16 protein-coding genes are annotated in these 14870 nt (G+C 44.4%); 4 read left to right on the forward strand and 12 right to left on the reverse strand.

Annotated features, from left to right (window positions below; genetic code table 11):
* Positions 1-300, reverse strand: coding sequence for a putative quinol monooxygenase (locus L1D23_RS04190; RefSeq protein WP_006961279.1), 300 nt, complete (start codon positions 298-300; stop codon positions 1-3).
* A 97-nt stretch (positions 301-397) separates the two neighbouring features.
* Here L1D23_RS04190 and L1D23_RS04195 point away from each other — a divergent pair, with 97 nt between their 5' ends.
* Positions 398-802, forward strand: a complete 405-nt coding sequence (locus L1D23_RS04195) for a VOC family protein (RefSeq protein WP_239864393.1) — start codon at positions 398-400, stop codon at positions 800-802.
* On the opposite strand, the gene L1D23_RS04200 is transcribed toward L1D23_RS04195, so the two are convergent.
* Positions 795-2558, reverse strand: a complete 1764-nt coding sequence (locus L1D23_RS04200; RefSeq protein ID WP_239864395.1) for a sigma-54-dependent Fis family transcriptional regulator — start codon at positions 2556-2558, stop codon at positions 795-797. The two genes, L1D23_RS04195 and L1D23_RS04200, sit on opposite strands and share 8 nt — an antisense overlap.
* Positions 2559-2814: 256 nt before the next feature.
* Between L1D23_RS04200 and L1D23_RS04205 the strand changes: the two genes are divergently transcribed.
* On the forward strand, positions 2815-4335 hold the full coding sequence (locus L1D23_RS04205) for an aldehyde dehydrogenase family protein (protein WP_239864398.1): 1521 nt from the start codon (positions 2815-2817) through the stop codon (positions 4333-4335).
* A 33-nt stretch (positions 4336-4368) separates the two neighbouring features.
* Here L1D23_RS04205 and L1D23_RS04210 read toward each other — a convergent pair whose 3' ends face one another.
* The 9 genes from L1D23_RS04210 to L1D23_RS04250 form a co-directional block, all read right to left on the reverse strand.
* Entirely contained in the window at positions 4369-4560 is a 192-nt protein-coding gene (locus L1D23_RS04210; protein WP_006961283.1) for a hypothetical protein, read from the reverse strand.
* A gap of 197 nt (positions 4561-4757) precedes the next feature.
* Positions 4758-5525 carry a sulfite exporter TauE/SafE family protein gene (locus L1D23_RS04215; RefSeq protein WP_239864400.1) on the reverse strand — a complete coding sequence of 256 codons (768 nt, stop codon included), beginning with the start codon at positions 5523-5525 and terminating at the stop codon, positions 4758-4760.
* Between the two features lie 112 nt (positions 5526-5637).
* Positions 5638-6468 (reverse strand): DUF6279 family lipoprotein, encoded by an 831-nt coding sequence (locus L1D23_RS04220; RefSeq protein ID WP_239864402.1) that lies wholly within the window; start codon positions 6466-6468, stop codon positions 5638-5640.
* 305 nt (positions 6469-6773) lie between these two features.
* Positions 6774-7979: an L-2-hydroxyglutarate oxidase gene (gene lhgO / locus L1D23_RS04225; RefSeq protein WP_239864404.1), complete on the reverse strand. Its 1206-nt coding sequence runs from the start codon at positions 7977-7979 to the stop codon at positions 6774-6776.
* A 275-nt stretch (positions 7980-8254) separates the two neighbouring features.
* Positions 8255-8608 carry a 50S ribosomal protein L20 gene (gene rplT / locus L1D23_RS04230; RefSeq protein ID WP_021019837.1) on the reverse strand — a complete coding sequence of 118 codons (354 nt, stop codon included), beginning with the start codon at positions 8606-8608 and terminating at the stop codon, positions 8255-8257.
* A gap of 41 nt (positions 8609-8649) precedes the next feature.
* On the reverse strand, positions 8650-8844 hold the full coding sequence (rpmI, locus tag L1D23_RS04235) for a 50S ribosomal protein L35 (protein ID WP_019275792.1): 195 nt from the start codon (positions 8842-8844) through the stop codon (positions 8650-8652).
* Between the two features lie 103 nt (positions 8845-8947).
* Positions 8948-9499 (reverse strand): translation initiation factor IF-3, encoded by a 552-nt coding sequence (gene infC, locus L1D23_RS04240; RefSeq protein WP_071881323.1) that lies wholly within the window; start codon positions 9497-9499, stop codon positions 8948-8950.
* Positions 9500-9502: 3 nt separating this feature from the next.
* Positions 9503-11431, reverse strand: coding sequence for a threonine--tRNA ligase (gene thrS, locus L1D23_RS04245; protein WP_239864406.1), 1929 nt, complete (start codon positions 11429-11431; stop codon positions 9503-9505).
* A 267-nt stretch (positions 11432-11698) separates the two neighbouring features.
* Positions 11699-12139 carry an Lrp/AsnC family transcriptional regulator gene (locus L1D23_RS04250; RefSeq protein WP_239836085.1) on the reverse strand — a complete coding sequence of 147 codons (441 nt, stop codon included), beginning with the start codon at positions 12137-12139 and terminating at the stop codon, positions 11699-11701.
* Positions 12140-12283: 144 nt separating this feature from the next.
* Between L1D23_RS04250 and L1D23_RS04255 the strand changes: the two genes are divergently transcribed.
* On the forward strand, positions 12284-12868 hold the full coding sequence (locus L1D23_RS04255; protein WP_239864408.1) for a LysE family translocator: 585 nt from the start codon (positions 12284-12286) through the stop codon (positions 12866-12868).
* Between the two features lie 76 nt (positions 12869-12944).
* Positions 12945-13715, forward strand: coding sequence for a siderophore-interacting protein (locus L1D23_RS04260; RefSeq protein ID WP_239864410.1), 771 nt, complete (start codon positions 12945-12947; stop codon positions 13713-13715).
* A gap of 39 nt (positions 13716-13754) precedes the next feature.
* Here L1D23_RS04260 and L1D23_RS04265 read toward each other — a convergent pair whose 3' ends face one another.
* Positions 13755-14867: a DUF481 domain-containing protein gene (locus tag L1D23_RS04265; protein WP_239864412.1), complete on the reverse strand. Its 1113-nt coding sequence runs from the start codon at positions 14865-14867 to the stop codon at positions 13755-13757.
* Positions 14868-14870 lie beyond the last annotated feature (3 nt).

Below are 14870 nucleotides of genomic sequence, written 5' to 3' on the forward strand. Positions count from 1 at the left end.
TTATTTTGAGTTTGTTGCTACGACATCCGCACGAATGACTGACTGTTCAACCACTATATCAGCTAACTGAACTCGACTTGCCAGATAGTGCTCAGTTTGTTTATGTTCAGCCAAAGCTTCTTGGCTTTGATAAATCTCGTACAGATGGAAGAGCTGCGGGTCGTTAAGATCTCTGATTACGTCAAATTGTACACAACCCAATTCATTCTGACAGGACGCTTTGGCGTTTTCATTCATGATAGTGATGTAGTCTTCTTCCCTACCTTTTTTTACTCGATTGGAGACGATTATGCAGTACATAATTAGTTACCTTCCTTGATAATGTTCATCATCATTGCAAAACAACCTCCTTATTGTATACAATTCAATTCAAAATAAAATACAAGGAAGTGTAATTATGGACAGACCTGCTCCATTTAATGGCATGAAACATATTGCTTTAGTGGTTCAGAAATTCGAAGAGTGCGAGGCTTTTTATACTGATATCATGGGCATGTCAGTGTTGAGACGAGCAAGTGATAATCTGGTTTACCTGACTAACGGCTGCGATAACCTCTCACTTGGTCGCGCCCACTCACAACGGGTATGCTCGCCCATCAGCGTCGATCACTTTGGCTTTATTGTTAGAAGTAAAGATGAGCTCCATCATTGGTATGAGTTCATGCAAGAGAAAGGAGTCACACTGCTCGACGCGCCTCATGATCACAGCGATGGTGCGAGAAGCTTCCATTGCCGCGATCCGGAAGGTCACGTCATTCAACCGCTTTATCATCCCGAGATTTCACACCAGACCATCATTTAGTTTTGATCAACCCCAATGCTTTGAGCTTTCGGTAAACGGTGTTCCGGCTGATTCCCAGCACTCGGGACACCTTGCTGACATTACCATTGTGCGCATGGTAGGTATCGATCAATGTGCTATTAAGCGTTGATTTCAAATCCTGTTCTACCACTTCACTTTGCACCGGAGTGTTTTCTAACAATGGCTGGGCAAAGTGAGTAGGCACATGCTCAATACTGATTTCTTCTACATCGCTAGCAATCAAGCTGGTGACTTTGAGAAGGTTATCCAACTCTCTCAAATTGCCTGGCCAACGATAATTGAGCAATAACTGCATTAGCGACGCCGAGATTTGCTGAGAGTCTTGTTGGTGTTTTGCGTGAATTGCCCGAATCAAGGCGGCTTTGTCCTCGCGCTGATACAGTGAAGGTAAAGTAATAACTAAGCCATTCAATCGATAATAGAGATCCTGCCTAAAGCGTCCCTGAGCGACCAGTTGGTTTAAATCCTGATGCGTTGCGGCAATCACCTGAATGTTCACTTGATAGGATTGAGCCGAACCCACAGGCATAACCACTTTGTCTTGCAGGACAGATAGCAAACGGCACTGCGCATCAAGCGGCATTTCCCCGATTTCATCCAGAAATAAGATACCTTTATCCGCCTGTCTCACCCGCCCTGAATAGCCGTGCTTACTCGCCCCGGTGAACGCTCCAGACGCATGACCAAATAGCTCAGATTCAATCAAATCTTTAGGTAGTGCCCCACAATTAACGGTGACAAGCGGCTGTTTACATCGAGCACTGTGTTTGTGTAGCGCTTTGACGAATTCGCCTTTACCTACCCCTGTTTCTCCGAGAATTAACAAACTAATATCACAACCCAGTACTTTATTTGCCTGTTGCCACGCCTGTTCAACTTGGTGATCACCATAGTGAAGCTCACTCGATACGCTGAGCCATTTTTTCTGGACCGGCTTCTGGCCTAAGGTCCGTTTTTCAAAGACGAACTGCGCGCTCTGCTCTGGCTGCTTGAGAAGGCTCTCGACATGCTCTCCGACAAGTGCTGCCTTAGGGATAAGTTGAGTGGCAACCTGATTGTGTGCCACTACCTGACCATTTTCATCAGCAATCACTATGCCTTGCCAACCACTCTTCAAAACTGACTCATTGTGCGCAAGGTTGATTTGCAATACTCCCTCAGGGATTTGCGTCAACAGGTAGTTTTCAATCAGCTGCACCATGTTCTGGACCAACAGCTGCGTAGTCACATCATGTTTGCTTTGTTCACTAGTAATATCGAGAATGCCAACCAGTTCACCATGATGGTTAAAGAGCGGGCTCGCTGAGCAACTAATGAAACGATGCTGTTTGATAAAGTGCTGCTCACCAATAATAGACACTGCTTTCTTTTCGAACAGTGCCGTTCCAATCGCATTCGTCCCTTTCAGCCTTTCCTGCCAGCAACTGCCTGAATCCAGCGCTATCGACATCAACTTTTCTCGGAATCTTTCCTGCCCCCAACTCGCAAGAATGACCCCTTCATCATCCGTCAAAATCAACCGGCTATCTGTTCGAGAAAGAACTTGATTAAACAAAGGCAAAGCGCACTGCTCCACAGCTTCAATCACGCCTTGAGCCTTATAACGTCGCTCTTTGAGCAATGCGTTGGACACGTTAATGTCTTCAGGTTTCTTTACCTGTTTGAGGCCCGCATTAGTACTTCTCTGCCATGAGGACATGAGCCAGCTGTCTGGTTGATGGGTTTGTAGTTCCATACCTGTTCCACTCTTGAGCATTTGGGGTGTGCCATTTTGGAACAGGTGAACATTTTGTTAACACTCAATTCCATCTCCATGCGTTTAAAACAACACAGTCTAAGCCTTGAACACTCTAGCGCCAGAACAAAGTCACAACAAGTTTTTAACAATTGGTCTGTGATTTGCGTTAGTTAGGTGAATGGTAACTGAAGTGTTCACCTGTTAGTGACAGCTTCAAACATAACTTGAACGAGAAAATAATAAGGATATTTCTATGATTTACGCACAACCAGGCAGTCAGGATTCTGTGGTTAACTTCAAAACCCATTACGACAACTATATTGGTGGAGAATGGGTGAAACCCGTATCTGGCGAATACTTTGACAACACTTCACCAGTCAATGGGCAAGCTTACTGTAAGGTGGCTCGTTCAGGTGAGGCAGACATCAACCTGGCACTTGATGCGGCTCACAATGTCAGAGCGAGCTGGGCAGCCACGAGCGTCACAGAGCGTTCCAATATTCTCCTCAAGATTGCCGATCGCATTGAGCAGCACCTTGAAGAGCTTGCCGTGGCAGAAACATGGGAAAACGGCAAACCAGTGCGTGAAACCCTTGCAGCAGATCTTCCTCTTGTTGTCGACCATTTCCGCTATTTTGCGGGCTGTATCCGCGCTCAAGAAGGCAGCGCAGCCGAGCTTGATGTGAATACTGCGAGCTACCATTTCCCTGAACCTATTGGTGTTGTCGGCCAGATCATTCCATGGAACTTTCCTATGTTGATGGCAGCATGGAAACTGGCTCCAGCGCTCGCGGCAGGTTGTTGTGTGATTTTGAAACCGGCTGAGCAGACCCCAACTTCTATCTTGCTTTTGATGGAAAAGATCGGCGATCTGATTCCAGCAGGCGTGGTAAACGTCGTCAACGGATTTGGTAGTGAAGCGGGTCAAGCACTAGCCACCAGTAACCGTATCGCCAAGATCGCTTTTACAGGCTCGACTCAAGTCGGTAACCACATTCTTAAATGTGCAGCCGATAACCTAATTCCTTCGACAGTGGAACTGGGCGGTAAGTCGCCTAACATCTATTTCCCGGACATCTTCGACCATGAAGACGAGTACTTGGAGAAATGTATCGAAGGTACGCTATTGGCCTTCTTCAACCAAGGTGAAGTCTGTACCTGCCCTTCACGCGTGTTGGTGCATGAGTCTGTGTACGACAAGTTCATCGCCAAAGTGGCAGAACGCGCGAAGAGCATCCAGCAAGGTAACCCGCTCGATACTGACACTCAGGTAGGTGCACAAGCTTCTCAGGAACAATTTGACAAGATCCTGAGCTATCTAGAGATAGGCCGCCAAGAAGGCGCGAAAGTTGTGTTCGGTGGTGAAGTCGCTCAGCAAAAAGACGATATCGAATCGGGTTACTACATTCAGCCAACGCTTCTTGAAGGCAACAATAAGATGCGTGTCTTCCAGGAAGAAATATTTGGCCCAGTCATCGCCATTACTAAGTTTAAGGATGAAGCCGAAGCACTGGCCATTGCGAACGATACCGAATATGGCTTAGGCGCAGGTGTCTGGACGCGAGATGCCAATCTAGCCTACCGCATGGGTCGCAACATAGAAGCGGGTCGTATTTGGGTGAACTGTTACCACGCCTACCCAGCACACGCTGCCTTCGGTGGTTATAAGAAGTCAGGTATTGGCCGTGAAACGCATAAGATGATGCTGGATCACTACCAGAACACCAAAAACTTACTTATTAGCTACGACGTTAACCCACTGGGTTTCTTCTAAACATAAAGAGCGCCCTAGGGCGCTCTTTTACTGTCAGGCTTCTTCGTGTTTGTCGCTTTCTTTACGTTTGTCATTCCAATACAACATGCCACTGGCGATCAACGCTACCACTGAAACGGTGAACAAAGCTGGCATCTTCAAAATCCAGGCAAAGGTTGCCGCCAGAAAAGCAATAAATGTTACCATTCTGCTGCCTGACATCACACGACCTAGTTTTCTGTCCATAACTCCTCCTACCAAGAGAAAGGGAAGGGAAAAGGTGAGGTAGGTAGAGCGCGCTTTTTCTACACAGTCATTGTGGCATTAACGGACAAAAATTAACCTAAATAGTTATCAAAGACTCTCACTATGTGATTTACAACATCCTCATTTAGGGCAACATACATCAACGGGAATCTGCACAAATATAAGCTGAACATTACTCATATTAGGTAAATGTCACAGAAGAAATACACGGTCATCACGATACTCGATAACGCTATGAAACCTTTAATGTAGTGTTGAGGTACATTACGCGATACCCGAGCAGCAATATATCCACCTAAAAGCGTCCCGAGCATAACGGTACCCCCACGCGACCAGTCAATGGAATCATCAATAACAAAAACTAAAATGGCGGTCAGAGACACACAGGAAGAGATAAGAAGCTTAAGGCCGTTCATCTGATTGATGTCTTTGTATCCCGCTAATACCAGATAACTCAACACGATCACCCCTAAACCAGCATTAAAAAATCCACCATAAGCTGAGACCAAGATTAGGCATGCCCCCAGCGCCACAATTGACCACATTGGATGCAAACAAACACCTTGAGCGATTTTTCCTGACCACTCACTAACCTTATAACCAAATAGAAAGAGCAATGTGGCAACCAATAATAACCAAGGAATGGCTTCAAGAAACAAAGACTCCGAAATGCTCAATAGAAGATAAGCGCCTAACGCTCCACCAATTAGACTCAGGATCACTGTAAAGGATATGATTTTAGGGTCTTTACCTATGTCCTGCCTAAACCCATAAGCCCCACTCACATACCCGGCACAAACAGCGAATGTGTTCGTTGCATTGGCGACAATAGGGGAAACGCCCACAAACAACAAACTCGGAAAAGTGATGAAACTCCCTCCGCCCGCGACACTGTTTAGAATGCCGCCAAGCACCCCGGCAACAAACAATAGAATCCATTCCATCTTTTTGATTAAGTTGAGAATTATTAATCCAATGTAGCGATATTCAGCATCAAGGTAAACTTAAAGGGGCAAATATTTTGCCCCTTTGATGCCCTTAAAAACAAACTTTCTACTACTGAATATCCATTGCGATATTTCGCCAATCACGTAATTCTTGACGGTAATGCGCGGTTTGCCTGTTGGTGACAGAGTTAATGATTTTAACCAAATACTTATCCGCTATTGCTTTGTTGTAGTCTATTTTTTCTTCTAACTCGGCTGAATAAAAGCTGGCAGGATTAAACATCAATTGCTGGAAGTGTGGTTGAAAATATCCCGTCTGCATACGATTAGTCAGCAGCGTATTCATTTCTATACGCATTTTCGTTTGGTGATCAATCCAATCATAAGAAGTAACCACAAGCTGATCTGCCCATTCTTCAATCATATGTTCTTGTTCAGATGTCAGCGAGCCTAACCAATCATCAAAGTTCTCCGTGATCTTGTCTTGATAGTTTGCTCGGATTTCATCTTCAGATAGCGTCTGATATTTCTTTTTATAACGGGTATGACGAACACGTATATTATCCATTAACTCCTCAGCCTGTTCATCTGATAGCTCTCGAGCTAAAGCAAATACTTCCGGAGCGATTTGGCCAACGAGTCTTTTCGTGTGCTCTTGAAATAGCTTCTCTTGGGTTTTGAGGTCTTCCTCTGTAAAGGATTTAGGATCAAGCGCGATCAACTGGTCGAGATGCTCTATATAATTCGGGATTTCCTCTCTTCTGTGCCAATCACTGAGCAACTCGATTTTCTCACTCACTAATTCTTCCTGCTCGTCATTGAGCTCTACGAAGTCTTCCAGATACTCAACCAATAACCAATCCATGTTGTTATAAACAAACTTGGTACTACAACCCGTTAAGGCAAAACAGATTGCTATCAGTAATCCCCATTGTTTCATTGTCCATTCCTCTGCCCTACACATTATAATTGTAGCTCTCACGTGAACAGAGTGTGAGCTGGTTACATTACCAGCAAATTAAATACCAGAATTTGTATTTGAACAATAGAGCCCTGAAATTCCTTTAAATAACAAAAGTTAAATGCTCATGAAGCGTCAATGGCTCATCAAGTAGGTATGGTCAAAAGCGGCAACAACATGCCATATCTATAAAGAAAGACTCGCTAGAAAATTGGATCAGATGAAACAGTATTGTGTGACCCGAAAGCTTTTCAAAGACTCACATTAAGGCTTCACAGCAGAAGTCATTCAAATTTTTCTTCTATCTTCTTACAGATGTATTCTCCAATAGGAATCGCTGAGGTCGCTGCTGGGCTAGGAGCATTACACACATGAAGGCTTCGAGCACTCTCAGAAAACAAGAAGTCATGAACAAGCGTACCATCCTCTAGCACTGCTTGGGCACGTACACCCGCAGGATAGGGCTGTAAATCTTCCAATGCCACTACATGGCAGTATTTATTGACTAATTTGAGATAGCCCGGCTTCCACCATGAGTTTTTTAACTCTTCCAGCCCAGTTTTTAAATGCTTCGCTGAGACACGCCAAAAGCCTTTAAACAGCAGCATTTGTAATGTATCACGTAAGCTGAAGTTAAACCTCGAATACCCTTCTCTCTTCCAGCCTTGCACCGCATTGGGACCAACTGTCACGCTACCATCGATCATTCGAGTAAGATGTACGCCGAGAAACGGTAACTCAGGATCAGGGACTGGGTAAATCAGATGATTCACGATTTGATTGTGCTTCTCAGGCAATTGATAGTACTCGCCCCGATAAGGAATGATTTGAAAATCAGTTTTAATCCCCAACATTCTCGTCATTCTATCTGCCATTAAACCACTGCAAGTGATCAAATGTCGGGTATTAAGCTGCATTGTTTGCCCATCTGCGACGCAAGTAAGCTGAATCTCTTCTTCAAGCTCTTGCGCAGCTACGACTCTCGTTCTCAACCCAATCAAACCACCAGAGGCCGTGAATTCTTCAACCATGCATTTAGCAACTTTTTTGTAATCGACAATGCTTGTCTGTTTAACGTAGATAGCTCCTAAGCCCGTAATGTTCGGCTCTGCCAATTTCAGTTGAGCTTGGTCAAGCAATTCAACGTCAATTTCGTTTTGCTGGCAACGTTCGAAAAGCGCCTGCATTCTCTCTAATTCATCGTCTGTCGTTGCGACAATGAGCTTCCCGCAGTTTTCTACGTCGATACCGTGACGCCGACAGAAGTTCATGGTGGCCTGCACGCCACGCTTACAAAAGTCCGCTTTAAGACTTCCGGGCTGATAGTAAACGCCAGCATGAATCACACCACTATTGTGACCCGTCTGATGCTGCGCAAAGTCGGCTTCTTTCTCTAGAAGAAGTATTCGTTTAGCTGGGTATTTTTGTTTTAGTTGCCATGCAGTAGACGCCCCCACTATGCCCCCACCAACAATAATATAATCGTGCACGACGTCCCTTGCTCTTAACCCATATCTAGAGTGTATTTTAATCTCAATTATGCTCGATTACGCATAGGTGGAGCACAGTCACAGCAATGTCTAATCGTTAAGTCAGATTAATCGTGCGATTTGTGACTTGCTATCCAATATATTGGCAGCAGAAAAGTACTGAACGGAATGAAACATTTGACCAATATGGTCGTCTTGAATGAAATGTGGGAGTGGCAGAAACAAAAAAGGAGAGCCGAAGCTCTCCTTTTCTTAATCCTAATAACTAACTCTAATTAAAGAGCAGCTTTCGCTTTTTCAACTAAAACTGCAAATGCAGATTTGTCGAATACCGCGATATCAGCAAGGATCTTACGGTCGATCTCGATAGATGCTTTCTTAAGACCGTTGATGAAACGGCTGTAAGATAGACCATTCTGACGAGATGCCGCGTTGATACGTGCAATCCATAGTTGACGGAATTGACGTTTCTTGTTGCGACGGTCACGGTAAGCGTATTGACCAGCTTTAGTAACTGCTTGGAAAGCTACGCGGTAAACACGTGAACGTGCACCGTAGTAACCTTTAGCTTGTTTTAGAACTTTCTTATGACGTGCACGAGCTTGTACACCACGTTTTACGCGAGGCATTATGCTTCTCCTAAACTAAACGATAAATAAACTAAAAAGAATTAAGCGTATGGCATCATACGAACAACTGCAGCCACTTCACACTTAGGAAGGATTGCGTTTGGACGTAGTTGACGCTTGTTCTTAGTAGTACGCTTAGTCAGGATGTGACGTTTAGTAGCGTGCTTGAACTTAATACCACCAGCAGTTTTCTTGAAACGCTTAGCAGCACCTTTGTTGGTTTTCATCTTAGGCATGATGAATAACTCCGCATTGTAGTAGTTTAATAAACATGTAATTAGGGCGAATAAAACCCCGCCGTTTAAAAACGGCAGGGTTTAATTACTTGTAAGCCGTTAATTACTTCTTTTTAGGGGCAAGCACCATGATCATCTGACGACCTTCGATCTTCTTAGGGAAAGATTCCACTACTGCTAAATCAACAGTGTCTTCCTTAAGACGATTTAGAACGTCAACACCGATCTCTTGGTGTGCCATTTCTCGGCCACGGAAGCGAATTGTTACCTTCACTTTGTTGCCTTCTTCAAGGAAACGCGTCAGGTTGCGTAGTTTTACCTGATAGTCTCCAATATCAGTTCCAGGACGGAATTTTACTTCCTTAATCTGAACCTGTTTTTGCTTCTTCTTCTGCTCTTTAGCAGACTTGCTCTTCTCAAAGAGGAATTTACCGTAGTCCATTACACGACATACTGGTGGCTCAGCGTTTGGACTGATTTCTACCAGATCCATACCCGCTTCTTCAGCTGCTGCAACTGCTTCTTGAATTGAAACAACGCCAACTGATTCACCATCAGCGCCAGTTAAACGAACTTCACGAACGCCACGAATTTCACCGTTTAAACGATGAGCATTTTGTTTGGCCGGTACTTGGCCGCGTCTTCCGCCTTTAATAGTTTATTCCTCCAGATTGAGCTTACGGCTTGAAATCTCGTCTTGGATGTATGAGATAAAGTCATCCACTTTAAACTTACCGAGATCCTTGCCTTTACGAGTACGTACTGCAATCTCTCCAGCTTCCATTTCTTGGTCGCCACAAACCAGCATATACGGCACACGCTTCAAAGTATGTTCGCGGATTTTAAAGCCAATCTTCTCATTTCTCAAGTCTGCTTTAGCTCTAATTCCACATTTTTGTAGTTTTTGGGCCACTTCCTGAGCATAATCCGATTGCTTATCAGTAATATTCATAATTACTGCTTGCTCCGGAGATAGCCAAGTCGGGAAGAAACCGAAGTATTCTTCAATCAGAATACCGATGAATCGTTCTAGTGAACCTAGGATCGCACGGTGAATCATAACAGGAACTTGACGTTCGTTGTTTTCATCCACGTAAGTCGCACCTAAACGGCCTGGTAGGTTGAAGTCTAGCTGAACCGTACCGCACTGCCATGCACGGTCTAAACAGTCGTGCAGTGTAAATTCAATCTTAGGCCCGTAGAATGCCCCTTCGCCCTCTTGGATTTCGTATGGAATATCCATCGACTCCAGAGACTGCTTTAGCGCTTCTTCTGACTGATCCCAGATCTCATCTGAACCTACACGCTTTTCAGGACGTGTCGACAGTTTCACGACGATGTTGTCGAAACCAAAAGTTTGGTATGTATCATAGACCATTTTGATACAACCCGTAACTTCGTCCTGAATTTGGCTTTCAGTACAGAAGATGTGTGCATCATCCTGAGTGAAACCACGCACACGCATAATACCGTGTAGTGCACCAGAAGGTTCGTTACGGTGACAAGAACCAAACTCCGCCATACGTAACGGCAAATCGCGGTAAGACTTCAGACCTTGGTTGAAGATCTGTACGTGGCCCGGACAGTTCATTGGTTTCAATGCGTACTCACGGTTCTCCGAAGATGTTGTGAACATCGCTTCTGCGTATTTGTCCCAGTGACCTGAACGCTCCCATAGAACGCGATCCATGATAAGCGGACCTTTAACTTCTTGGTAACCGTATTCGGTCAGTTTCTCACGGACGAATACTTCAAGATCACGGAAAATAGACCAACCATTATGATGCCAGAACACCATACCCGGTGCTTCTTGCTGCATGTGGAATAGGTCTAGCTGTTTACCGATCTTACGGTGGTCACGCTTCGCCGCTTCTTCTAAACGAGTTAGGTGCGCCTTCAACGCTTTTTTGTCGTGGAATGCAGTACCGTAGATACGCTGAAGCATCTTGTTATCGCTGTTACCACGCCAGTAAGCACCCGCTACGTTCAGTAGCGTGAAGTGCTGACAGAAACCCATATGTGGTACGTGAGGACCACGACACATATCGATATATTCTTCATGATGGTACAAGCCTGGACGATCGTCACGAGATACATTTTCGTCAAGGATTTCAATCTTGTACGTTTCACCGCGAGCTTCAAACGCATCGCGTGCTTCCTGCCAGCTTACCTTTTTCTTGATAACTTGGTATTTGGTCTTCGCCAGCTCTTTCATGCGCTTTTCGATCTTTTCAAGATCTTCTTGCGTCAAAGAGTACTCTAGGTCGATATCGTAGTAGAAGCCGTTGTCGATGGTCGGGCCAATCGCCATTTTTGCTTCTGGGTATAACTGTTTAATCGCATGACCCAATAGGTGTGCACATGAGTGACGAACGATTTCAAGACCATCTACTTCATCTTTTACTGTAATGATCTCAAGACTTGCATCGTCTTCAATCAAATCACACGCATCAACTCGGTTGCCGTTAACACGACCAGCAATGGTCGCTTTCGCAAGACCCGGACCGATAGATTGAGCGACGTCTAGAGTAGAAACTGGGTTGTCAAATTGACGCTGACTGCCGTCAGGAAGAGTAATAATAGGCATTTAACTGTCCTTTACAGTGGTGTTGCACACCAAGCAACACTTGATTTGTTTTATTTTCTTTATGTAGCAGATAGTTACATGAAGAAAAAGTGAAGATTTATTCAGCTCGGTACACTTTTAGGAACAAATACAGATGAACCTCTCAATGAACCAAGAGCGGATTCTAATGTATTCTAAAGAAAAAAGACACTCACAGAGGCATCTTTTCATCCATTAGTCTGATTTATCTTGCTATACCCTTTATGAACTTGTTACTGACGGAAGGCTTTACCGTTCATCCTTAGGTGAGTCCATGACCACCATAGTGGTGATAGAGTTGACTTGACGGCACTCCCCAAGTACATCTGCATGAATCTTTTTGTAGCTTGGAAGATCTTTTGTTTCCACTCTAAGTAGATACTCATTTGCACCTGTGATGTTGTGGCATTCAACGACTTCATCAACAAATCTGACGTGTTCTTCAAATTCAAGTTGTGCTTGCTTGCTGTGACTCGACAGACCGATAGACACATAAGCGGCAAAGCCCACACCTAATTGGCTGCTATCCAGTACTGCGCGATAACCTTTTATCACACCTTGCTTTTCTAATTCCTGAACCCGGCGCAAAGTTGCAGAGGGAGACAAACCAATGCGCTCAGAGAGCTCAACATTAGAGATTCGTCCGTCCATTTTGAGTTCATGCAATATTCTTTCGTCAAACTTATCCATAACGCCCCTAAATTGTGCAACATCGCCTTAAAATTCGAATAAAAACACAAAATTGCGCCTTAATCCACATAATATAGAAGTTGACCGGTCAGACAAAACACCCAACGCAACAATCTTGCTTTCTAACAATTACAGGAGCCCATCATGGAAATGGAACAACTTGGCGCACTGGTGCTTTTTGCCTTTGTCTCGACCTTCACCCCTGGACCAAACAACATCATGCTGATGACGTCAGGAGCTAACGTCGGCTACAAACGAACCCTACCTCATATGACAGGAGTCGCTTTTGGCTTTGCTTTTATGGTCATGCTGGTTGGCATTGGTCTAACAGGTATATTTGAAACCTATCCTGTTACTCATACAGTACTAAAATATATCAGCCTGGCTTACTTGGGCTATCTCGCGATAAAAATTGCCTGTAGTGGTAAAGCAAAAGATGTCGAAGACTTCAAACCAATGACATTTATCGGTGCTGCGAGCTTCCAATGGGTAAACCCCAAAGGATGGTCAATGGCCCTGAGCTCTGTGACCTTGTACAGCAATGGCGGTGGCTGGCTTGAACTCTCGATCATCGCGTGTACGTTTCTATTTGCAAACTTTCCTTCTGGCAGCTTCTGGATTCTTGCTGGACGTGAGCTGCAGCGATGGTTAACAAACAACATCAGAGTGAGGAGCTTCAACCTGCTCATGGCTTTACTGCTGGTTGGCTCAACAGTACCAATGCTTTAACACTGTAAATTTGCTGTCTCACTGATGAAATAACTGTTACTCTAAATGCGAAAGAGAATAATTATCGAGTAGAAATATGAAAAAGCCATCAGCAAAGACGCTAATTGTTCAATCGACAGAGTCCGTTACCCCTAACATGCAGCGAATTACACTACAAGGCTCTGGGCTTGCCGATTTTCCAAACGAATGTGAAGGCGGCTATATCAAGCTTTTGTTTAATCAAGAAGGCAGTACGGATTTAAGCCAACTGACTGAGACGGAACGGCCTGTCATGCGCACTTACACGATTCGTCAGTTTGATCCAAAAGCATGTGCAATTGAAGTCGACTTTGTGCGCCATATCACGCAGGATTTACAATGTGGCTTTGCCGCTCGCTGGGCAATGGGTGCTAAGGTTGGCGACACCATTTCCATCGCAGGACCGGGTTCTATTTCGACGATGAATTTACAAGCTGATTGGTTCTTTATGGTGGCAGATATGACGGCGCTGCCCGCTTTAAGCGTTAAAGTGAGAAGCCTACCTGAACAAGCGAAAGGTTATGCCGTTATTCAAGTAGAATCTGAAGAGGATATTCAACCCGTTGACGCTCCCAAAAACGTTGAAGTCATCTGGCTTAATGCATCACAATCTTTAGTAGATCAGGTTCGAAAGCTAACTTGGTTAGAGGGGATGGCGTCTATTTGGTGTGCTTGTGAGTTTGATTCAATGCGTCAACTGAGACAGTATTTCCGCAATGAAAAGGAAGTCGGACGAGAAAATATCTATATCAGTAGTTATTGGAAACAAGGCGTTTCAGAAGACGGCCACAAGGTGATAAAACGACAAGATGCTGACGAAAACCAGTAATCAAAAAGCGAAGCCTCTGTGCTTCGCTTTTTGGTTTGTTCAAAGCTCGTAACTCAAACCGAAGTTAATTTTGTAGTCATCTTTCTCGGGTACGACACCGTCCGAGTCAGCTTTAGTTTGTGAAACATGTTCCCAGATAGCTTTAATACTGAACTCCAAATCCCCAACAAGATCAATGTCAAAACCAAGGTCGTTCTTATGTCGCATTCCACCGGCGTCATCACTCGCCCAGTCAAGATTGTAAGTATGACTAAAGTCGATATCCTTTGTCAGCTCGTACTCAAAGTTGGATTCCAAGGTTAAAATCGTACTGCTGGCACTGTCTTCCTCACCGGCTTCTACCGTCGAAAATTCGCTGTACTGCATACCGGGACCAATTGACACATCCCACTCAGCATCTGAATCCGCCACGAAAAAGTAACCAACCTGCATTGAAGCATTCACCTGATAATCCAAGTTCTGAAATTCATCGCTGAGAACGGACAGTTTTACTGGCCTGAAAAACAATCTGTTGTTGAGGTAAATATCGTAAGATCCATTAAATTGGCTCTTCTGTGCCGTCTTCTCATTATTTGACTCTGACACCTCATGGCGAGCACTGAGTTTCGTTCTTGACTCAACCGTATTGCGCTCTGCTTCAACCTCGCCTAACAAAGAGAACTCTTCCGTATTACCTTTGCTAATGTCCAATCCAAGAAACAGATCTGCCGTCCAATAATCTGAATCCTTCTCTGCACCACGATAGATAGAAACAACCTGATTAACAGGAAAAGAAAACTCCTGATCGCCCTTTTTCAAATACAGTTTATTATCACGAATTGAGAGGTAACCATCATAGATATCCCCACTAGCGGTTCGAATAGTGAAAAAGCTTGCCGTCTCCAAAACCGAAACATCTTCAAGCTCAATTTCTTGATCGCCAAGGTCATCGCTGTCAAACTCAATTTCCTGATCGTATGAGTTCGATTCCTTCTTTACTGTCCCAGTCAGCTCACCTTTTAGCACCTCACCCGATTTTAGCTTTACCCAGTCATCACTTTTATCGATATAAACCGTCTGGCTATTTATCTCTTGCGCATTTTCTTCTGCCGCAAATACGCTAGGTTGGCAAATAACAGTGGCAATAAAAAAAGCCATAATTTTGAGTTTCATCTG

The sequence above is a fragment of the Vibrio sp. Isolate24 genome, from assembly GCF_022398215.1.
Lineage (GTDB): Bacteria > Pseudomonadota > Gammaproteobacteria > Enterobacterales > Vibrionaceae > Vibrio > Vibrio coralliilyticus_A.